The sequence below is a fragment of the Bacillus yunxiaonensis genome, assembly GCF_037104695.1.
In the GTDB taxonomy this organism is placed as follows: domain Bacteria; phylum Bacillota; class Bacilli; order Bacillales; family Bacillaceae_G; genus Bacillus_A; species Bacillus_A yunxiaonensis.
This window is the reverse complement of sequence record NZ_JBAWSV010000005.1, coordinates 333496-356319: the sequence shown is the minus strand read 5'-3', so window position 1 is coordinate 356319 and position 22824 is coordinate 333496. Positions and strand designations below refer to the sequence as shown.

The following is a 22824-nucleotide window of genomic DNA, read 5'->3' as shown; positions in this document are numbered from 1 at the left end:
GTGGAACGTTTCAATTTATAATAGCAGATGGAAGGAGGTTGCTTATGTCATTAACAAACGAACAACAAGAGCGATTTCAAATTTTGCTCCAACAGTTACAAATGCCTGAAGACCTTATCAATCAATATTTACAAGGTGGTGGCATTCAAAGGTTAGTTGTTGATAAAGCAAATAAGAGTTGGCATTTTGATTTACAAGTACCACGTATTTTACCAACAGAATTATATGAATTGCTTGAAACGCAGCTTAAGCAGTCATTTTCTCATATTGCAAAAACATCATTTTCACTAGAAACAGAGAATAAGCAATTTACGGAAGAAGAGGTCAAGGCGTATTGGCCGCTCTGTACAGATCGAATTACTTTTTCACCTATGTTTGCATATTTAAAAAAGCAACTTCCGCATGTAAACGGAGTGAAGTTGTTACTTGATGTGAATAATGATTTAGAATCTACTGCGCTAAAGAAAAATCTTGCGAAGCCAGTCGGAGACCAATATGAAGTTTTTGGATTTCCTCGTTTTCAGCTAGAAACAAATATAAAACAAAATGAAGAGGAAGTTCAAAAGTTTCGTGAACAAACACAGCAAGAGGATCGTCAGCGCGTTATACAAGCCATGGAAGAAATGGCCAAGAAACAAGCGGAAGAAAGTGATGTTGTACACGAAGGGCCGATTGTACTCGGTTATCTTATTAAGCCTGATGAGGAGATTACACCACTTCGTGAAATTCAAGATGAAGAAAGAAGAAAAACGGTTCAAGGTTATGTTTTCCATGTGGAAACAAAAGAACTTCGTAGTGGACGTACATTATTGACATTAAAAATAACGGATTACACCGATTCTATTATGATTAAAATGTTCTCACGCGATAAAGAAGATATTCCGCTTCTACAATCGTTGAAAAAAGGAATGTGGGTAAAAGCGCGTGGATCTGTTCAAAATGATACATTTGTTCGAGATTTAGTCATGATTGCAAACGATATTAATGAAATAACAGGACCGTCTCGAAAAGATAAAGCACCTGAAGGAGAAAAAAGGGTAGAGCTTCATATGCATACGCCTATGAGCCAAATGGATGCTGTAACATCTGCATCTACACTTGTGAGTCAAGCGGCAAAATGGGGACATGAAGCAGTAGCTGTGACAGACCATGCTGTTGCGCAATCTTTTCCTGAAGCGTATTCTGCTGGGAAAAAAGCAGGAATTAAAGTGATTTTTGGTGTAGAGGCAAACCTTGTTAATGATGGTGTACCAATTGCGTATAATGAAGAACATCGACTACTTGCTGATGAGACATATGTTGTATTCGACGTTGAGACGACAGGGTTATCAGCTGTATATGATACGGTTATTGAGCTTGCTGCTGTAAAAATAAAAGGCGGAGAAATTATCGATCGTTTTGAATCCTTTGCAAATCCACATCAGCCGTTATCAGCAACAATTATCGAATTAACAGGTATTACAGACGATATGTTAACGGATGCGCCAGAAGTAGAAGAAGTGTTTAAAAAGTTTGAACAGTGGATTGGTAATCATACACTTGTAGCTCATAATGCAAGCTTTGATATGGGGTTCTTAAATGTTGGATTTAAGAAAAGTGGTCTAGAAAAAACGAAAAACCCAGTTATCGATACGTTAGAGTTAGCTCGTTTCTTATTTCCAGAGATGAAAAATCATCGTTTAAATACGCTATGTAAAAAGCTTGATATTGAATTAACACAACATCACCGTGCCATTTATGATACAGAAGCAACTGGTTATTTGCTTGTGAAAATGTTAAAAAGTGTAATCGAAAAAGGATTTGAATATCACGATCAGTTAAATGACAGTATGGGACAAGGTGATGCGTATAAACGTGGACGCCCAAGTCATGTGACGCTGCTTGCAACATCGGATGAAGGGCTGAAGAACTTATATAAACTTGTTTCTTATGCGCATCTTCAATACTTCTACCGTGTACCGCGTATTCCACGTTCTCTATTAAAGAAGTATCGCGAAGGTATATTAGTTGGTACAGCTTGTGATAAAGGCGAAGTATTTGAAGCAATGATGCAAAAGGCACCAGAAGAAGTAGAGGAAATTGCACAGTTTTATGACTACATCGAGGTTATGCCTCCAGAAGTGTTACGACATTTGGTGGAGCTTGAGCTCGTTCGTGATGAGGGTCAATTAAAAACAATTATTTCGAACTTAATAAAGTTAGGTGAAACGTTAGATAAGCCTGTTGTTGCAACAGGAAATGTTCATTATCTAAATCCTGAAGATGCAATGTATCGTAAAATTTTAGTAAGTTCGCAAGGCGGAGCAAACCCATTAAATCGTCATTCATTGCCACCTGTGTATTTCCGAACAACAGATGAAATGCTAGATTGCTTCTCCTTCTTAGGAGAAGAGAAAGCAAAAGAAATTGTTGTAACAAATACGCAAAAAGTTGCATCGATGATTGGTGAAGTAAAGCCTGTAAAAGATGACCTTTACACACCAAAAATCGAAGGTGCAGATGATGAAACGCGGGATATGAGTTACGAAATGGCGCGGAGTATTTACGGAGAGGAGCTTCCGGAAATTGTAGAGGCTCGTTTGGAAAAAGAATTGAAAAGTATTATTGGACATGGATTTGCTGTTATTTATTTGATTTCACATAAGTTAGTAAAGAAATCTCTTGTTGATGGCTATCTTGTTGGTTCACGTGGTTCGGTTGGTTCGTCATTTGTTGCGACAATGATGGAGATTACAGAGGTAAATCCTTTGCCGCCGCATTATGTTTGTCCAAATTGTAAACAATCACAGTTCTTTAATGATGGGTCGGTCGGTTCCGGATTTGATTTACCTGATAAAGATTGTCCAAACTGCGGAACTGCATATAAAAAAGATGGTCATGATATTCCGTTCGAAACGTTCCTAGGCTTTAAAGGAGATAAAGTTCCGGATATTGATTTGAACTTCTCGGGAGAATATCAGCCTCGCGCTCATAACTATACGAAAGTGCTGTTTGGTGAAGATAATGTATATCGTGCTGGAACAATTGGTACAGTTGCTGAAAAAACGGCGTATGGTTATGTGAAAGGTTATGCATCAGACCATAATTTAACGATACGAGGAGCAGAAGTGGATCGTCTTGTAGCGGGTTGTACTGGTGTTAAGCGAACGACGGGGCAACATCCAGGTGGTATTATCGTAGTCCCAGATTACATGGATGTCTTTGATTTTACACCTATTCAATTTCCAGCAGATTCTTTAGATGCGGAGTGGAGAACAACACATTTTGATTTCCATTCTATCCATGATAATTTATTAAAACTTGATATACTTGGACACGATGATCCGACAGTTATCCGTATGTTGCAAGATTTGAGTGGAGTTGATCCAAAGACAATTCCGACTGATGATCCAGAAGTAATGAAAATTTTCTCAGGTACGGAATCGCTTGGCGTAACAGAAGAGCAAATTAATTGTAAAACAGGGACACTTGGTATCCCGGAATTCGGTACAAAGTTCGTTCGTCAAATGTTAGAAGAAACGAAGCCAACGACATTCTCCGAGCTTGTCCAAATTTCTGGGTTATCTCACGGTACAGATGTATGGCTTGGAAACGCCAATGAGTTAATCTATGACGGAACATGTACACTGAGTGAAGTAATCGGTTGTCGTGATGATATTATGGTATATTTAATTTACCAAGGTTTAGAACCATCTTTAGCGTTTAAAATTATGGAATCTGTACGTAAGGGGAAAGGTGTGCCTCCGGAGTGGGAAGAGGAAATGCGTAATAATAATGTGCCGGGATGGTATATTGATTCATGTAAAAAGATTAAGTACATGTTCCCGAAAGCCCATGCGGCGGCATATGTCCTAATGGCTGTACGTATCGCATATTTCAAAGTGCATTTTGCACTCTTATTCTACGCAGCATATTTTACTGTTCGTGCAGACGATTTTGATTTAGATGCGATGGTAAAAGGTTCAGCGTCCATTCGTGCTAAAATTGATGAAATTTCGCAAAAAGGATTAGATGCATCGCCGAAAGAGAAAAGTTTACTAACAGTATTAGAGATGACACTTGAAATGTGTGAACGTGGTTATTCATTCCAAAAAGTTGATTTATATCGCTCTAGTGCAACTGATTTTATTATTGATGGAAATACATTGATTCCACCATTTAATGCAATACCTGGTCTTGGTACAAATGCTGCACTGAATATTGTAGCAGCACGTGAAAATGGCGAGTTCTTATCGAAAGAGGATTTACAGCAGCGCAGTAAGATTTCAAAAACAATTATTGAGTATTTAGACAGTCAAGGTTGTTTAGGAGAACTACCAGATCAAAACCAGCTATCACTGTTCTAGTAGGCAGGAAAAGTCTTTGCAAAACCATGGTTGCTATGATATACTAGTAAGCGAGATAACCATGTCATGTATATTTTTTTTAAAAAAAGAGTGGGGAAACCCACTCTTTCGTGTTACTATCTATGTTTCTGCGCCGAGATGATAGATGAGGCGCTGCTGTCGTATATACATATTTTGTTACAAGTTTTACTTCTTAAATTTGGTAATACTAAGACAGATATTCCCTGCTTATTGGCAGGGGCTTTTGTTAGCTAACGAGAAAGAATATATAAGCTGCGTTGGTTAACTATACGCAGAGTGAAATCTTTCAGACGGCACATGGCGGCAGAAAGGAGGCTGTTTATGGATAAGAAAGTTACAGAAATTGTTGAAGCACTTGCGCAGCCAATTGTCGAAGAGCTTGGTCTTGAGCTTGTAGATGTAGAGTATGTGAAAGAAGGAAAAGATTGGTTTTTACGCGTATCCATTGACTCTGATACAGGAGTAGATATTGAGGAATGCGGCGCGGTAAGTGAGCAATTAAGTGAAGCTTTAGATAAAGAGGATCCAATTCCTCATCTTTACTTTTTAGATGTATCCTCTCCAGGAGCGGAGCGTCCATTAAAGAAAGAAAAAGATTTCCAGCAAGCAGTAGGAAAACAAGTTGCGATTAAAACATATGAGCCAATCGATGGTGAGAAAATGTTTGAAGGAAAACTACTCGCGTACGATGGAACAACAATCACATTACTATTAACAATTAAAACACGTAAAAAAGAAATCCAAATTCCAATGGATAAAGTTGCCAATGCGCGACTTGCAGTTACGTTTTAGTAAGAAGGGGGATCCTCATGAGCACTGAGTTGTTAGATGCTTTGCTCGTATTAGAACAAGAAAAAGGTATAAGCAAAGATATTATTATTGATGCTATTGAAGCAGCTTTAATCTCTGCTTATAAACGAAATTTTAACCAAGCGCAAAATGTTCGCGTTAGCTTCAACCCTGAAGTTGGAACTATTCAAGTATTAGCACGTAAAGATGTTGTGGAAAATGTATTTGATCCACGTCTTGAAATTTCTGTTGAAAAAGCAAGACAAATTAATCCGAACTATCAAGAGGGCGACGTATTAGAAATTGAAGTTACGCCAAAAGATTTCGGACGCATTGCAGCGCAAACAGCAAAACAAGTTGTGACGCAACGTGTACGCGAGGCAGAGCGTGGCGTTATTTATTCTGAGTTTAGCGATCGTGAAGAAGACATTATGGTTGGTATTGTACAACGTCAAGATGCTCGCTTTATTTATGTAAGTTTAGGAAAAGTAGAAGCACTTTTACCTGTAAGTGAGCAAATGCCAAACGAACAATATAAACCGCATGATCGCATTCGTGTTTTCATTACAAAAGTAGAGAAAACAACAAAAGGACCGCAAATTTATGTATCTCGTACACATCCAGGTCTTTTAAAGCGTCTGTTTGAAATTGAAGTGCCGGAGATTTATGATGGAACTGTAGAAATTCGTTCTGTAGCACGTGAAGCTGGAGATCGTTCTAAAATCTCTGTGTACTCTGAAAACATAGATGTAGATCCAGTAGGTTCTTGTGTAGGGCCGAAAGGACAACGTGTACAACGCATCGTAGATGAGCTAAAAGGTGAAAAAATTGATATTGTTCGCTGGTCAAATGATCCAGTTGAATATGTAGCAAATGCATTGAGCCCATCACAAGTTGTAAAAGTGCTTGTAAACGAAGAAGAAAAAGCAACTACTGTCATTGTTCCAGATCATCAGCTTTCTTTAGCGATTGGTAAGCGTGGTCAAAATGCGCGACTTGCAGCGAAGTTAACTGCCTGGAAAATTGATATTAAAAGTGAGTCTGATGCGAAACAACTAGGACTTTTAACAGAAGAAGATATGATGATCGCATTCGATTCTGCTGAAGACGAAATCGAATAGAGGTGATGAACGTGAGCAATCGAAAAGTTCCGTTACGAAAATGTGTTGTAACACAAGAGATGAAATCAAAACGCGAGCTCATTCGCATTGTTCGTTCCAAAGAGGGAGTCGTGTCTATTGATTTAACAGGCAAACAATCAGGACGCGGTGCATACTTGTCAAAAGATAAAGAATGCATTTCTCAGGCGAAAAAGAAGAATGTCTTGGAACATCACCTAAAAGCGAAAATTGATGACTCTCTTTATGAAGAGCTAATTGAGCTTGTTGAGAAGGAGTCGAAGTAAGTGTCCAATTGGAAATCGTTTTTAGGGCTAGCTAATCGGGCCCGAAAGATTATATCGGGTGAAGAGCTTGTTTTAAAAGAAGTTCGAGGCGGTAAGGCAAAGCTCGTATTGCTTTCTGAAGATGCGTCAGCAAATACAACAAAGCGTATTACGGACAAAACAACGTTCTACAACGTACCAATGAGAAAAGTCGAAAATCGACAAGAGTTAGGGCATGCGATTGGGAGAGAAGAACGAGTCGTTGTAGCGGTGTTAGATGACGGCTTTGCTAAGAAGCTGCTTAGCATGCTCGATACAACTTACCGGGGGTGAAGGTATGAGTAAAATTCGAGTATATGAATATGCAAAAAAACACAATATCTCAAGTAAAGATATTATTACAAAACTAAAAGAAATGAATATTGAGGTATCGAATCATATGGCGATGTTAGATGATGAAGTAGTAAACAAGTTAGATAATCAATATAATGATGGAGCAGAAAAAACTTCTGTTGCAGATGAGTTTGAAGTAGAGGAAAAAGTTGTTCGTAGCAAAAAGAACAGCAATAAGAATAAGAAAAAAGGTAAAGGGAATCAAGACAAACGTCAAGAAAACTTTGCTGGAAGACAACAAACGCAAACGGTAGAAACGCCAGATAAAATCACTTTCTCTGGTACACTTGCTGTAGGCGAATTGGCAAAAAAATTAAGCAAAGAGCCGTCTGAAATTATTAAAAAGCTCTTTATGCTTGGAATCATGGCAACAATTAACCAAGATTTAGACAAAGATACAATTGAGCTAATTGCTGGTGATTACGGTATTGAAGTAGAAGAAGAAGTAATTGTTAGTGAAACAGAATTCGAAACATTTATGGATGAGCAAGACGATGAAGAAAACTTAAAAGAACGTCCGGCTGTTGTTACAATTATGGGACACGTTGACCATGGTAAAACAACATTACTTGACTCTATTCGTAATTCAAAAGTAACTGCTGGTGAAGCGGGCGGAATTACACAGCATATTGGTGCATACCAAGTTGAAGTAAACGACAAAAAAATTACGTTCCTAGATACACCAGGTCACGCAGCATTTACAACAATGCGTGCACGCGGTGCGCAAGTTACGGATATTACAATTCTAGTTGTAGCAGCTGATGACGGTGTTATGCCACAAACAGTTGAAGCGATTAACCACGCAAAGGCAGCTGGAGTACCAATTATCGTTGCTGTGAATAAAATGGATAAACCATCAGCAAATCCAGACCGTGTAATGCAAGAGTTAACTGAATATGAGTTAGTTCCAGAAGCTTGGGGCGGCGATACAATTTTCGTACCGATTGCTGCGATTAAAGGCGAAGGAATTGACAACTTATTAGAAATGATTCTTCTTGTAAGTGAAGTAGAAGAATATAAGGCAAATCCAAATCGCTATGCAACTGGTACAGTAATCGAAGCACAGCTTGATAAAGGTAAAGGAACAATCGCGACATTACTTGTTCAAAACGGTACACTTCGAGTAGGAGACCCAATCGTTGTTGGTACATCATTCGGCCGTGTTCGTGCGATGGTAAATGATATTGGTCGTCGTGTAAAAGTTGCTGGTCCGTCTACTCCTGTTGAAATTACAGGCTTAAACGAAGTACCACAAGCTGGCGATCGCTTTATGGCATTTGCTGACGAGAAGAAAGCACGTCAAATCGGTGAATCACGTGCACAACAAGCATTGCTTGCACAGCGCGGTGAAAAATCTAAACTAAGCCTAGAAGATTTATTCCAACAAATTCAAGAAGGCGATGTAAAAGAAATTAACCTAATTGTGAAAGCAGACGTACAAGGTTCTGTAGAAGCAATGGCAGCATCACTTCGTAAAATTGATGTTGAAGGCGTAAAAGTGAAAATCATCCATACTGGCGTAGGTGCAATTACAGAATCTGATATTATTTTAGCTTCTGCATCAAATGCAATCGTAATCGGATTTAACGTACGTCCTGATGTAAACGCGAAACGTACAGCTGAATTAGAAAATGTTGATATTCGTTTACACCGTATTATTTACAAAGTAATTGAAGAAATTGAAGCAGCAATGCAAGGTATGCTAGATCCTGAATTCGTAGAAAAAGTAATCGGTCAAGCAGAAGTTCGTCAAACATTCAAAGTAACGAAAGTTGGAACAATTGCAGGATGTTACGTAACTGATGGTAAAATCACACGTGATAGCGGCGTACGTATCATTCGTGATGGCGTAGTTATTTTCGAAGGACAGCTTGATACGTTAAAACGTTTCAAAGATGACGTAAAAGAAGTTGCACAAAACTATGAGTGTGGTATTACAATTGAAAGATATAATGATCTTAAAGAAGGGGACATCATTGAGGCGTACATTATGGAAGAAGTGAAGCGATGATTATCGCTTCACTCTCATTCGAATGTATGATTTATGATGTGCATTCTTTAAAAGAGAAACGAGCAATTTTACAGCGTATTTTAACTCGTGTGAAACAGCGTTACAATGTATCTGTTTCAGAAGTTGGACACCAGGATGTATGGCAACGTACAGAAATTGCAATCGTTTCCGTATCCTCAAATCGTGTTGTCTGCGAAAAAGAAATGAATCGTGTACTTGAGTATATTGACTCATTTCCTGAGATTGAACGTACGATAACACAATTGGAATGGTATTGAATGAGGTGATTAGTTATGAAGCTACGTGCAAATCGCGTGGGCGAGCAAATGAAGAAAGAATTAGGCGAAATTATCAGTCGCAAAATTAAAGATCCACGTATCGGTTTTGTGACGGTAACAGATGTGCAAGTAAGTGGGGATTTACAGATTGCCAAAGTATATATTTCTGTTTTAGGAGACGAAGAGCAGAAAGAAAATACGTTAAAAGGCTTAGCAAAGGCGAAAGGCTTTATTCGTTCCGAAATTGGACAACGTATTCGTCTTCGTAAAACACCTGAAATCTCCTTTGAATTTGATGAATCGATTGGATATGGTCATCGAATTGATACGCTTTTACATGAAATTAATAAAGAAGATAAACGTGAAGAATAATGGATAGACATTTGTCTATCCATTTTTTCAATCTGAAGTAAATTTGACATACAAAAGTATAACAATGAGGTGAACATATGGAAGGTGTAGTGTTATTACATAAACCAAAAGGAATGACATCGCATGATTGCGTATTTAAGTTAAGAAAAATATTAAGAGAGAAACGCATAGGGCATACAGGAACTTTAGATCCGGATGTGACAGGTGTATTACCGATTTGTGTGGGACGTGCTACAAAAATCGCTCAGTTTTTAACGAGTGAAACAAAAACATATGAGGGCGAAGTTACGCTGGGCTTTTCGACGACTACAGAAGATGCTTCGGGTGAAATTGTAGAAAAACAGGATGTAAATCGTATTATTACAAGTAAAGAAGTAGAATCCGTATTGGAGGATTTAACAGGAACACTTGAACAAGTACCACCGATGTACTCTGCTGTAAAAGTAAATGGAAAAAAATTATATGAATATGCAAGGGCAGGAATAGAAGTAGAGCGCCCGGTTCGTACCATTACGATTCATGAATTCACATTACTTGATGACCGTGAAGTGTTTGAGGGGGCAACAATTTCCTTCCGTTTTCGAGTGACTTGTAGCAAAGGCACATACGTAAGAACATTAGCTGTGATGATTGGTGAAAAACTTGGATTCCCTGCGCATATGTCAGATCTTGTACGAACAGCATCAGGAGAGTTTCACTTAGAAGATTGCATATCATTTGAAGAAATTGAGCAAAACGTGCAAAATGGAACAGTGGAATCTATCTTTATTTCCATTGATGAAGCATTACATAAGTTTCCAAAAATAATTGTTAATGAAGAACAAGCAGAAAAAGTAAAGAATGGTATGTTCTTACCAAATAAAGAGCAATTGACAGCGCCATTTATTACAGTCTTTGATGAAAATAAGCGCTGTTTAGCGATTTATGAGCATCATCCAAAACGTCCAGGGATGTTGAAACCGATGAAAGTACTTGTGAATAATCAAGAATTACAGCTATAATGAATAATTAGAAGGATTATTATAGAAAAAGGTGAATTTAAGCGTGAAACTCATTCATTTAACTCATCCTCATGCATTAAACAAAGCGGAAATAGAGCCTACTGTAATGGCATTAGGGTATTTTGATGGTATTCACTTAGGTCATCAACGTGTCATTCATACTGCGAAAAAGGTAGCGGAAGAACGAGGGTTTAAAAGTGCTGTTATGACTTTTCATCCGCATCCGTCTGTTGTATTAGGGAAAAAGGAAGCGCATGTAGAGTATATTACGCCTTTACGAAGTAAAGAAAAAGTAATTGCAAGTTTAGGAATTGATATTTTATATGTTGTGAAATTTGACGAAGCATTTGCGAATTTATTACCACAACAATTTGTAGATGATTATATCATTGGGCTGAATGTACAGCATGTTGTAGCAGGCTTTGATTATTCATATGGACGTTTAGGAAAAGGGACGATGGAAACTTTGCCATTTCATGCAAGAGGGGAGTTTACACAAACCGTGATTGAAAAAGTAGAATTTCAAGAAGAAAAAGTAAGTTCCACATTATTGCGAAAACATATTCGCAATGGAGAAATGGAACAAATACCATCTATTTTAGGCAGACCGTATACTGTTGAAGGAATGGTTGTTCATGGAGATAAGCGCGGACGCCAAATTGGTTTTCCGACAGCAAATATTGCTCTAAATGATGAATATCTTTTACCGCCTGTTGGTGTATACGCCGTTCGAATGAAAGTAACTGATGAGTGGCATGAAGGTGTATGTAATATCGGATATAAACCGACTTTTAAGGAAAGTGAAAAGCAGCTTTCTATTGAAGTGCATCTTTTTGAATTTCAGCGTGATATATATGATGAGTCTGTTGTTGTAGAGTGGCATATGCGAATTCGCGAAGAAAAGAAATTTAATGGTATTGATGAGTTAGTTGCACAAATTGCAAAAGATAAAAGAGTAGCAGAAGATTATTTTAGCTGTGCAAATAATACACTTGCTTTTTCGAATAAAAAGTAGTATTCTATCTTATGTACTTTAAAATAACCATTGCTTGGCATTACGACTCACCGACGTTTGCTAGGTAATTGGGGATTTATTACTTAGGAGGTGAAATAGGATGGCTTTAACGCAAGAGCGTAAAAATGAAATCATTGCACAATTTAGAACTCATGAGACTGACACTGGTTCTCCAGAAGTTCAAGTTGCTGTCCTAACGGAGCAAATTAACACTCTAAATGAGCACTTACGTACTCACAAGAAAGATCATCATTCACGTCGCGGTCTTTTAAAGATGGTTGGTAAACGTCGTAACTTACTTACTTACCTTCGTAACAATGACATCACTCGCTACCGTGAACTAATCACAAAACTTGGATTACGTCGATAGTCAAAAAAGCGGGAATATTCCCGCTTTTTTGTTAGGTAAAAATATATCTTTGACTCTTGATAGCTTACTGAATTTTCGGTAATACTAGAGGAAGGATATTGTGATATATTATTCATTTACATAGAAGAACTGAATATTTTAAATTGAGAGGGGTACTTAAATGAGTCACGAAAAGCAAGTCTTCTCGATAGATTTGGCTGGTCGTCAGCTAACAATTGAAACAGGTCAGCTTGCAAAACAAGCAAACGGAGCAGTATTAGTAAGATATGGCGATACAGCGGTTCTATCTACAGCAACTGCATCAAAAGAGGCAAAAAATGTAGATTTCTTCCCGCTTACAGTAAACTATGAAGAACGTTTATATGCAGTCGGAAAAATCCCAGGCGGTTTTATTAAGCGTGAAGGCCGTCCAAGTGAAAAAGCAATTTTAGCAAGTCGTTTAATTGACCGACCAATTCGTCCGCTTTTCGCAGATGGTTTCCGTAATGAAGTACAAGTTGTCAGCATTGTAATGAGTGTTGATCAAGATTGTTCTTCTGAGATGGCAGCTATGCTTGGTTCTTCATTAGCGTTATCGATTTCAGATATCCCATTTGAAGGTCCAATCGCGGGTGCAACAGTTGGTCGTATTGACGGCGAATTCATTATTAATCCAACAGTAGAACAACAAGAGAAAAGTGATATCCATCTTGTTGTAGCTGGTACGAAAGACGCAATTAACATGGTAGAAGCAGGGGCAGATCAAGTGCCTGAAGAAACAATGTTAGAAGCAATTATGTTTGGTCATGAAGAAATTAAACGTCTAATTGCTTTCCAAGAAGAGATTGTACAAGCTGTAGGTAAAGAGAAAACAGAAGTACAACTTTATGAAGTGGATGCTGAACTTGATCAAGCTGTACGTGAAATGGCAGAACAAGATATGCATTCAGCAATTCAAGTGCACGAAAAACATGCACGTGAAGATGCAATTAATAAAGTGAAAAAACGTGTTATTGAGCATTATGAGGCACAAGAAGCTGATGCTGAAACATTAGGACAAGTAAATGAGATTTTATATAAAATTGTAAAAGAAGAAGTACGTCGTCTTATTACAGTTGAAAAAATCCGCCCAGATGGACGTAAAGGTGATGAAATTCGTCCTTTATCATCAGAGGTAGGTATTTTATCTCGTACGCACGGTTCAGGTCTATTTACACGTGGACAAACACAAGCATTAAGTATTTGTACATTAGGTGCATTAGGCGATGTGCAAATTTTAGATGGTCTTGGTGTAGAAGAATCAAAACGCTTTATGCACCATTATAATTTCCCGTCCTTTAGTGTTGGTGAAACAAGACCAATGCGTGGCCCAGGTCGTCGTGAGATCGGTCATGGTGCATTAGGTGAACGTGCTCTTGAACCTGTTATTCCATCTGAAAAGGACTTCCCGTATACAGTTCGTCTTGTATCTGAAGTTTTAGAATCGAATGGTTCTACTTCACAAGCAAGTATTTGCGGAAGTACATTAGCGATGATGGATGCAGGTGTTCCACTGAAAGCGCCAGTTGCTGGTATTGCAATGGGACTTGTGAAGTCTGGTGAACACTACACAATTTTAACAGATATCCAAGGTATGGAAGATCACTTAGGTGATATGGACTTTAAAGTAGCAGGTACAGCTAAAGGTGTAACAGCACTTCAAATGGATATTAAAATTGAAGGCTTATCTCGTGAAATTTTAGAAGAAGCATTGCAACAAGCAAAAGTTGGACGCATGCACATTCTAGATCATATGTTATCTGTTATTGCTGAGCCGCGTACTGAGTTATCTGCGTATGCTCCAAAAATTATTACAATGACAATTAATCCGGATAAAATCCGTGATGTTATTGGACCAAGCGGTAAACAAATTAACAAGATTATTGAAGAAACAGGCGTAAAAATTGATATCGAACAAGACGGTACAGTCTTTATTTCTTCAGTTGATCAAGAAATGAATGATAAAGCGAAAAAAATTATCGAAGATATTGTTCGCGAAGTACAAGTAGGCGAAATTTACTTAGGAAAAGTAAAACGAATTGAAAAATTCGGTGCTTTCGTTGAATTATTCAGTGGGAAAGACGGTCTTGTTCATATCTCTGAACTAGCACTTGAGCGTGTAGGCAAAGTAGAAGATGTTGTGAAAATCGGTGATGAGATTTCAGTAAAAGTTATCGAGATTGACAAACAAGGTCGTGTAAACTTGTCTAGAAAAGTACTGCTTAAAGAAGAGCAGGAAAAAGAAGCGGCAGAGCAAGAGCAAGAGCAAAAACAAGAACAAGAATAAACGAAAAGCCAAGGAATTTCTTGGCTTTTTTACTATGTATAAAACCTTGAGATATATCTCAAGGTTTTTTTGTATATAACAGAGTATAGTTTTAGCGAGAACGTTTAAATTAACAATGATAAGAAAAGAAGATTTGTATTATTCTGCTTTAATAAGCAGTAAATCCGTCTCGGCATTTAGGGGAAGAGAAGAAGTGAGATTGGGCTAAATAGCAGTGGCGGATGTAGGTAACGCCTAATGATAGAAGTTTCATTTTATTGGAGGGTACTTTTATGAAAACTCGCATCATTTTACTTATAGTTATATTATTGTTCTCTGCTCAGCATGTTTCGCATATATCATATGCAAAAGACCGTTTGTACGAAGAAATTGAAGAAAAAGCGGAAGGATATAAGATTCCAGCACAAAATGCATGTATTGATAAAATATGGAAAGCAACGCCAGGTTACAACGGAAAAGAAGTAGATATAAGGGCTTCCTATGATAACATGAAGAGGAAGGGGAGTTTCGATGAGAAACAGTTGGTATATCGAGAAGTATCACCTCAAGTACATTTAACAGATTTATCTCCTGCTCCTATTTATAGAGGGAATCCAAGCAAAAAAATGGTTGCCCTTACTATTAATGTCGCTTGGGGGAACGAATATCTTTCTCGGATGTTAGAAGTACTGCAAAAACATCAAGTTAAAGCAACTTTTTTTTTAGAGGGAAGATGGGTAAAGGAAAATTTACGTTTTGCAAAAATGATTGCAGATGCAAATCAGGAAGTGGGAAATCACTCATATACGCATCCTGATATGAAAACTTTATCGGTTGATGCAATTTATGAACAATTACAAAAAACAAATCAAGTCATTGAAGCAGCAACGAATCAAAAGGTACGCTGGTTTGCACCGCCAAGTGGGAGTTTTCGTGATGATGTTGTCCATACTGCTGCAAAACTAAAAATGGGAACCATTATGTGGACGGTAGATACAATTGATTGGAAACGACCAGAACCACACGTATTGCTACAGCGAGTGTTAAATAAAGTACATCCCGGTGCCATTATTTTAATGCATCCTACTTCTTCTTCAGCAGAATCACTTGATACATTGATTTCAAAGCTAAAAGAGAAAGGGTATACGGTAGGGAACGTATCTACTTTAGTAGACGAAAAGCGTATTGATTAAACACATTTGCATGACATTCGCTGTTAAACTTGTTATGATTATATAATAGAATCTTTTTACAGAGAATTTGTCAATAGGAGGAAGGCATTTGATCAAAAAATATACGTGTAAAAATGGAGTAAGAATCGTAATGGAGAATATTCCAACAGTACGTTCTGTTGCAATTGGAGTATGGATTCATGCAGGATCACGAAATGAAAATGTAAAGAATAATGGGATTTCTCACTTTTTAGAACACATGTTTTTTAAAGGGACGAAAACACGTAGTGCTAGAGAAATTGCAGAATCCTTCGATAGCATTGGCGGGCAAGTTAATGCGTTTACATCAAAGGAATATACATGTTACTATGCAAAAGTATTAGATGAGCATGCGAAATATGCGCTTGATATTTTAGCGGATATGTTCTTTAATTCAACGTTTGTTGAAGAAGAATTGAAAAAAGAAAAGAACGTAGTGCTCGAAGAAATTAAAATGTATGAAGATACACCAGATGATATTGTTCATGATATGTTAACGAAAGCGACGTATGAAACACATCCGCTAGCATATCCAATTTTAGGAACAGAGCAAACCCTTGATACATTTACAGGTGATACGCTTCGTCAATATATAAAAGATCATTATACGCCAGAAAATGTCGTTGTTTCCATCGCTGGTAATATTGACGAATCCTTTGTTCAAATCGTCGAACAATACTTTGGGAATTATGAAGGAACGACAAATCGCGAACAAGTACATAACCCTATTTTTCACCCGAATAAAGTAGCGCGCAAAAAAGAAACAGAACAAGCCCATTTATGTTTAGGATTTAAAGGATTACAAATGGGTGACGAAAGTGTTTATAATTTAATTGTATTAAATAATATTTTAGGTGGCAGTATGAGTAGCCGCCTGTTCCAAGAAGTGCGCGAGCAACGTGGATTAGCATACTCTGTCTTTTCTTATCATTCTTCTTATGAAGATACAGGGATGTTAACAATTTACGGAGGAACAGGTAGTCAGCAGTTAGATACGCTGTACGAAACTATTCAGCAAACACTAGATACGTTAAAAAATACAGGTATCACTGAAAAAGAATTACTTAACAGTAAAGAGCAATTAAAAGGAAATCTTATGTTAAGTTTAGAAAGTACAAATAGTCGTATGAGCCGCAATGGTAAAAATGAGTTGCTGTTGAAAAAGCACCGCTCTTTAGATGAAATTATTGAAAGTGTAAACAGTGTTACAAAAGCGGATGTAGATACGCTGATTCGTAATATGTTTACAGACGAGTTTTCAGCAGCGCTTATTAGTCCAAATGGAGAACTTCCAAAAGGAATAAGAACAAAATAAATATATCTATGAAACCGTTTCTTATTAAGGAGAAACGGTTTTTTTATATACAAGGGGGCAAAATTCGGAGGCATTTTTTTTGTAAGACTAGAATAGGTACTTAATATAAAGTGAAACTTCCACCAGTGGGGGGCTTCATCCTCCACTGATGGAAAGTCACATACTAGCAGTTATCCCTCACCTACCTTCTTCGCTTTCACTTAATCTTGAGGTGAGAGTCTTACTGTCCAAAAGTAGCGAGATAAAAGAAGCATTCTAATTAGAATGTTATATAAGGAGAGGATGGAATGCGATTAAGTGAACTGAGCGGGAAAGAAATTGTTGATTTACAGCGTGCGGAAAGAATGGGAGTACTTGGACATGCGGATTTAGAGATTGATGAGAAAGATGGTAAGGTTCAAGCGCTCATTATTCCTGTCGGGAAATGGGGAGGATTCAAGCGAGGGCAGCAAGAAGTGCGTGTGGAGTGGAGTAGAATAAAAAAAGTGGGGCAGGATATGATTATTTTTGATCTTGCTAATTATTCAGATTCTGTTTAAAAGATGACCATTGTGGTTGTCTTTTTTTATTGTAGGAATCCATAGATGTAAATCATCCTTACTTTTTGTTTTTCAATCACCTTATACTCGTATATTACATATGATGTGGAGGAAAACGAAAAAAGTAGGCGCTTTTCTTATAATGAGAGAAAAAGAAGGTGAAGTAAAGGATGTTGACTGATATCCATATTGCTGTCATAGGAGGAGATGCACGGCAGCTTGAAGTTATTCGTAAGCTAGTTGAGCTTGATGCAAAACTCTCATTAGTAGGCTTTGATCAACTTGATCATGGATTTACAGGAGCAGCAAAAGAGAGTATGCAAAATCTCGATTTTACTTCTTTAGATGCCATCATTTTGCCGGTAGCTGGAACTGATGCAAACGGACAAATCGATACAATTTTTTCTAATAAAAAAGTGATAATTACGAAAGAGCAAATTGAAAAAACACCAGCACATTTTACGATATATTCAGGTATTAGTAACACTTACTTAGATACAATTGCTTCTTCTACGAATCGAAAACTTGTCAAATTGTTTGATCGTGATGATGTGGCAATTTATAATTCAATTCCAACGGTTGAAGGGACTATTATGATGGTCATTCAACATACAGATTATACAATTCATGGCTCTAAGGTAATGGTATTGGGATTTGGGAGAACTGGAATGAGCGTAGCGAGAGCATTTCAGTCGCTAGGAGCGAAAGTGAAGGTAGGTGCCCGGCGCTCTGAACATATCGCTCGTATCTCAGAGATGACATTTACGCCATTTCAAATGCGAGATATAGAGCAAGAGATACAAGATGTCGATATTGTGATTAATACAATTCCGTATCTTGTTGTAACAGCAAGTGTAATTTCAAAAATGCCAGCTCATACGTTAATTATCGATTTAGCTTCTAAACCAGGCGGAACGGATTTTCGATATGCGGAAAAGCGAGGCATTAAAGCGTTGTTAGCACCTGGACTGCCAGGAATTGTTGCACCAAAAACAGCAGGGCAAATTCTTGCGAACGTCCTTTCTAATTTATTAAAGGCAGATATAGAAGCGAGAAAGGAGAATGAAAAATGAGTGTAAAAGGCAAACGAATTGGTTTTGGATTAACAGGTTCGCATTGTACGTATGCAGAAGTCATGCCGCATTTAGAGAAGCTTGTTGCGGAAGGAGCTGAAGTGTTACCTGTTGTATCGTATACATTGCAAACGACAAATACGAGGTTTGGTGAAGGGGCAGAGTGGATTGAAAAGATAGAAACTATTACAGGTCATAAAGTAATTGACTCTATTGTAAAAGCAGAGCCGCTTGGTCCGAAAATTCCGCTAGACTGTATGGTTATAGCTCCGTTAACAGGGAATACGATGAGTAAATTTGCAAATGCCATGACAGACTCTCCTGTACTAATGGCAGCGAAAGCAACATTAAGAAATGGTAAACCTGTTGTATTAGCTGTTTCAACAAATGATGCTCTCGGATTAAACGGAGTGAATATGATGCGTCTGATGGCGACAAAAAATATTTATTTTGTGCCGTTTGGGCAAGATGCACCGCATAATAAACCGAATTCTATGGTAGCACGTATGGAATTGTTGCAGGATACAATGATTGAAGCGATGGAAGGGAAACAACTGCAACCTGTAGTTGTAGAAAAATTCAGATACATGAATTAACAAACAAAAAACAGACAATTTTTTTCATGAAACCATCACTCTTATCGCAGAATATGATAAAATTAATTCTATTAAGAATTAGAAGGAGTATTTGTTACTCCTTTTTATTCTAACTATAGAAAGATTGGTACCTAGAAAGGGGCATAGTGATGGAAAAGAAAAAATCTTTTCATGTCGCTGTAGTTGGAGCAACCGGCGCAGTTGGTGAACAAATGTTAAATACTTTAGAGCAACGTGATTTTCCAATTGGAAAATTAACGTTACTTTCATCTAAACGTTCTGCAGGCAAAACGCTTTTATTTAAAGGAGAAGAAGTAACAGTACAAGAGGCTACTCCTGAAAGCTTTGAAGGAGTGGATATTGCGCTCTTTAGTGCAGGTGGATCTGTATCAAAACAATTAGCACCAGAAGCAGCAAAGCGCGGTGCAATCGTCGTTGATAATACTAGTGCGTTCCGCATGACAGAAAATGTTCCGCTTGTTGTACCAGAAGTAAATGAAAAAGATTTATTAGAACATAACGGAATCATTGCAAATCCAAATTGTTCTACAATTCAAATGGTAGTTGCTCTCGAACCAGTTCGTCAGCACTTTGGTTTAAAACGAGTAATCGTTTCCACATATCAAGCTGTATCAGGTGCAGGGGCTGCTGCAATTGAAGAGCTTCATGAACAATCACAAGCCATTTTAAATGGCGAAGAAGTAAAAGCAAATGTTTTACCTGTAAAAGGTGATGAAAAACATTATCAAATTGCATTCAATGCGATTCCGCAAATTGATAAGTTCGAAGATAATGGCTTTACATTTGAAGAAATGAAAATGATTAATGAAACGAAGAAAATTATGCATATGCCAGAACTTGAAGTAGCGGCAACATGCGTACGATTACCAGTTGTATCAGGTCACTCTGAATCTGTTTACATTGAAGTGGAAAAAGAAGGTGTAACGGTAGAAGAACTGCGTAATTTGTTAGCGAACGCAGAAGGAATTGTACTGCAAGATAACCCGGCAGAACAAGTATACCCAATGCCAGCAACTGCAGTTGGTAAAAACGAAGTATTCGTTGGTCGTATTCGTAAAGATTTAAACAATGATAAAGGATTCCATCTTTGGGTCGTATCTGATAACTTATTAAAAGGTGCTGCATGGAACTCTGTTCAAATTGCAGAACGATTAGTGAAATTACAATTAGTGTAAACGGCTAAAAGAAGGTGCGAAAATGAAAATTATTGTCCAAAAATTCGGTGGAACGTCTGTGCGTGATGAAAATGGTCGAAAGCATGCTCTTCATCACATTCAAAAATCATTAAAAGAAGGCTATAAATCTGTAGTTGTTGTATCTGCGATGGGCCGCAAAGGTGAGCCTTATGCGACGGATACATTATTAAGCCTTGTAAATGAAAAACAATCGTTCATTTCAAAACGTGAACAGGACTTATTATTATCTTGTGGTGAGTTAATTTCGGCAATTGTGTTTTCAAATATGTTAAATGAAAATGGTGTAAAGGCTGCAGCGTTTAACGGTGCACAAGCTGGATTCATTACAAATGATGACTTTACAAATGCAAAGATTATTGAAATGGATTGTCAGCGTATTTTGAAGGAATTAGAAGAATTTGATGTAATTGTTGTAACGGGTTTCCAAGGGCAAACGAATGAGGGCGATACGACAACACTTGGGCGCGGGGGTAGTGATACATCAGCGTCAGCGTTAGGTGTTGCACTTCATGCTGAGTATATTGACATTTTTACAGATGTAGAAGGTGTGATGACTGCTGATCCACGTATTGTAAAAGATGCGCGTCACCTTGAAAATGTAACATATAATGAAATTTGTAATATGGCATATCAAGGTGCAAAAGTTGTTCATCCGCGTGCAGTTGAAATTGCGATGCATGCGAAAGTGCCTCTGCGTGTGCGTTCAACATATTCTGATAGCGAAGGAACTCTGATTGCAGCGTATGATGGCGCAACAAAAGGTCGCGATGTACAAGAGCGTCCTGTAACTGGTATTGCTCATGTTTCCAATGTAACGCAAATTAAAGTGTTGGCGAAGGACGGGGCATACGATTTACAAACAGAAGTGTTCAAAGAAATGGCAAAGGAAAAGATTAGCGTAGATTTAATCAACATTTCTCCTACTGGTGTAGCATACACAGTTAGTGACGATGTTGCAGGTCGCGCTATTGAAGTACTGCATACGCTTGGATATCATCCAATTGTAACTGAGCACTGCGCGAAGGTATCCATTGTTGGAGCTGGTATCGCAGGGGTTCCGGGAGTTACTGCAAAAATTGTAACAGCGTTAGCTGAAAACGGTGTTCAAATATTACAATCTGCAGATAGCCATACAACAATATGGGTGCTTGTTAAAGAAGAGAAACTTGTAGATGCTGTAAATGCGCTTCATCGTGCATTTGAGCTTTCAAAAGAAAAGCAACTGGAATTATAAGGAGTGAGACCATGATAGATTTTGGGACAATTGCAACAGCGATGGTCACACCATTTGATAAAAATGGAAATATCGACTTTGTAAAGACAACAAAATTGGTAAATTATTTAATTGATAACGGTACAACAGCGATTGTTGTAGGGGGGACAACAGGTGAGTCTCCTACATTAACATCTGAAGAAAAAGTAGCGTTATATCGCCATGTCGTATCTGTTGTCGATAAAAGAGTGCCTGTAATTGCTGGAACTGGTAGCAACAATACACATGCTTCTATAGAGCTTACGCAAAAAGCAGAAGAAGTAGGTGCAGATGCAATTATGTTAGTTGCACCGTATTATAATAAACCGAGTCAAGAAGGTATGTATCAGCACTTTAAAACAATTGCTGAAAGTACAAAACTGCCGGTTATGTTATACAATGTTCCAGGCCGATCTATTGTACAAATTTCTGTTGATACAGTTGTTCGTTTATCACAAATTCCAAACATTGTTGCAATTAAGGATGCAGGCGGCGATGTATTAACAATGACAGAAATCATTGAAAAGACTGATGATAGTTTTGCTGTATACAGCGGTGATGATGGCTTAACATTGCCAGCGATGGCGATTGGAGCGAAAGGTATTGTATCTGTTGCTTCTCATGTAATTGGTAATGAGATGCAAGACATGATTGCAGCATTCCAAACTGGTGATATGAAAACAGCACAAACGCTTCATCAATTGTTAGTAAGAGTGACGAATGCGCTCTTTATGGCACCAAGTCCGACTCCTGTCAAAACGGCACTGCAAATCGTAGGATTAGACGTTGGTTCTGTTCGTTTACCTCTTCTACCATTAACTGAAGCAGAAAGAATGCAATTACTTGAAGTTATACAATCTATTCCTCGTTAATAGAAAAAGTGGCTTAGTGGAAATGTACTAAGTCACTTTTTTATGTTTCCTATTCTATCTCACTACTTTAGGGCAGTAAGATCCCCTATCTACAGAGAAAATCTCCACGGACGAAAGTTTCGCTTTATTACTTAGATGAAGTGATGAAATGACTTCAGTTTATCATCTGGTACATATTCTTCTCTTTTCTTTCTTATAATTTAGCTTGTGTTCTATTTCTTGTATCAGTTATAATATGGCTAAGTAGCTTTGTACGGGTACACTTAGCAAAAATGGGAAAACTTTACGGATTATCGGATTTTATATGAAATTACATAAAACATTTGATTTATATAATGAAAGAGAGGTGGAACCTGGTTTAAAAACGAAAAAACGTGATATCGCATAGCGATAAGACCTTCGTTTTAGATGCTGAAAAATGATGGTGGAGTTTCCCCTGGTTTCTCTACAATGTTAGTGGGATCAGTTTTTACAACATTTTTAAA

20 protein-coding genes are annotated in these 22824 nt (G+C 37.8%); all 20 read left to right on the top strand.

Going from position 1 to position 22824, the window contains the following annotated elements:
- The first annotated feature begins 44 nt into the window (after positions 1-44).
- The 20 genes from WAX78_RS16485 (at position 45) to dapA (ending at position 22339) form a co-directional block, all read left to right on the top strand.
- On the top strand, positions 45-4346 hold the full coding sequence (locus WAX78_RS16485; protein ID WP_336483111.1) for a PolC-type DNA polymerase III: 4302 nt from the start codon (positions 45-47) through the stop codon (positions 4344-4346).
- A gap of 342 nt (positions 4347-4688) precedes the next feature.
- On the top strand, positions 4689-5159 hold the full coding sequence (gene rimP / locus WAX78_RS16480; protein WP_154711812.1) for a ribosome maturation factor RimP: 471 nt from the start codon (positions 4689-4691) through the stop codon (positions 5157-5159).
- A gap of 17 nt (positions 5160-5176) precedes the next feature.
- A complete protein-coding gene (gene nusA, locus WAX78_RS16475) occupies positions 5177-6277 on the top strand; it encodes a transcription termination factor NusA (protein ID WP_098309698.1) in 1101 nt (366 codons plus the stop codon).
- An 11-nt stretch (positions 6278-6288) separates the two neighbouring features.
- Positions 6289-6561, top strand: coding sequence for an RNase P modulator RnpM (gene rnpM / locus WAX78_RS16470; protein WP_020059150.1), 273 nt, complete (start codon positions 6289-6291; stop codon positions 6559-6561).
- Positions 6562-6873 carry a YlxQ family RNA-binding protein gene (locus tag WAX78_RS16465; protein WP_020059149.1) on the top strand — a complete coding sequence of 104 codons (312 nt, stop codon included), beginning with the start codon at positions 6562-6564 and terminating at the stop codon, positions 6871-6873.
- A 4-nt stretch (positions 6874-6877) separates the two neighbouring features.
- Complete coding sequence (infB, locus tag WAX78_RS16460; RefSeq protein WP_336483110.1) at positions 6878-8944, top strand: translation initiation factor IF-2; 2067 nt, start codon at positions 6878-6880, stop codon at positions 8942-8944.
- Positions 8941-9222 carry a DUF503 domain-containing protein gene (locus WAX78_RS16455; protein WP_098309700.1) on the top strand — a complete coding sequence of 94 codons (282 nt, stop codon included), beginning with the start codon at positions 8941-8943 and terminating at the stop codon, positions 9220-9222. The genes infB and WAX78_RS16455 overlap by 4 nt, the downstream gene beginning before the upstream one ends.
- A 15-nt stretch (positions 9223-9237) precedes the next feature.
- A complete protein-coding gene (gene rbfA / locus WAX78_RS16450) occupies positions 9238-9594 on the top strand; it encodes a 30S ribosome-binding factor RbfA (RefSeq protein ID WP_336483109.1) in 357 nt (118 codons plus the stop codon).
- A gap of 77 nt (positions 9595-9671) precedes the next feature.
- A complete protein-coding gene (truB, locus tag WAX78_RS16445) occupies positions 9672-10595 on the top strand; it encodes a tRNA pseudouridine(55) synthase TruB (RefSeq protein WP_336483108.1) in 924 nt (307 codons plus the stop codon).
- Between the two features lie 43 nt (positions 10596-10638).
- Positions 10639-11610 (top strand): bifunctional riboflavin kinase/FAD synthetase, encoded by a 972-nt coding sequence (ribF, locus tag WAX78_RS16440; protein WP_336483107.1) that lies wholly within the window; start codon positions 10639-10641, stop codon positions 11608-11610.
- Positions 11611-11710: 100 nt separating this feature from the next.
- Positions 11711-11980 carry a 30S ribosomal protein S15 gene (gene rpsO, locus WAX78_RS16435; protein ID WP_020059143.1) on the top strand — a complete coding sequence of 90 codons (270 nt, stop codon included), beginning with the start codon at positions 11711-11713 and terminating at the stop codon, positions 11978-11980.
- Between the two features lie 160 nt (positions 11981-12140).
- On the top strand, positions 12141-14285 hold the full coding sequence (pnp, locus tag WAX78_RS16430) for a polyribonucleotide nucleotidyltransferase (protein WP_336483106.1): 2145 nt from the start codon (positions 12141-12143) through the stop codon (positions 14283-14285).
- A 272-nt stretch (positions 14286-14557) separates the two neighbouring features.
- Positions 14558-15457, top strand: a complete 900-nt coding sequence (locus WAX78_RS16425; protein WP_336483105.1) for a polysaccharide deacetylase family protein — start codon at positions 14558-14560, stop codon at positions 15455-15457.
- 88 nt (positions 15458-15545) lie between these two features.
- Positions 15546-16790, top strand: coding sequence for a M16 family metallopeptidase (locus tag WAX78_RS16420; RefSeq protein ID WP_154711820.1), 1245 nt, complete (start codon positions 15546-15548; stop codon positions 16788-16790).
- A gap of 287 nt (positions 16791-17077) precedes the next feature.
- Positions 17078-17329, top strand: coding sequence for a YlmC/YmxH family sporulation protein (locus WAX78_RS16415; protein WP_336483104.1), 252 nt, complete (start codon positions 17078-17080; stop codon positions 17327-17329).
- Positions 17330-17499: 170 nt separating this feature from the next.
- Entirely contained in the window at positions 17500-18402 is a 903-nt protein-coding gene (gene dpaA / locus WAX78_RS16410) for a dipicolinic acid synthetase subunit A (protein WP_336483103.1), read from the top strand.
- Positions 18399-18998 carry a dipicolinate synthase subunit B gene (locus WAX78_RS16405; protein ID WP_336483102.1) on the top strand — a complete coding sequence of 200 codons (600 nt, stop codon included), beginning with the start codon at positions 18399-18401 and terminating at the stop codon, positions 18996-18998. Before dpaA ends, WAX78_RS16405 begins: the two co-directional genes overlap by 4 nt.
- 149 nt (positions 18999-19147) lie before the next feature.
- Positions 19148-20194, top strand: a complete 1047-nt coding sequence (gene asd, locus WAX78_RS16400) for an aspartate-semialdehyde dehydrogenase (RefSeq protein ID WP_098309709.1) — start codon at positions 19148-19150, stop codon at positions 20192-20194.
- A 22-nt stretch (positions 20195-20216) separates the two neighbouring features.
- Positions 20217-21449: an aspartate kinase gene (gene dapG / locus WAX78_RS16395; RefSeq protein WP_336483101.1), complete on the top strand. Its 1233-nt coding sequence runs from the start codon at positions 20217-20219 to the stop codon at positions 21447-21449.
- An 11-nt stretch (positions 21450-21460) separates the two neighbouring features.
- A complete protein-coding gene (dapA, locus tag WAX78_RS16390; protein ID WP_336483100.1) occupies positions 21461-22339 on the top strand; it encodes a 4-hydroxy-tetrahydrodipicolinate synthase in 879 nt (292 codons plus the stop codon).
- The last annotated feature ends 485 nt before the right edge of the window (positions 22340-22824 follow it).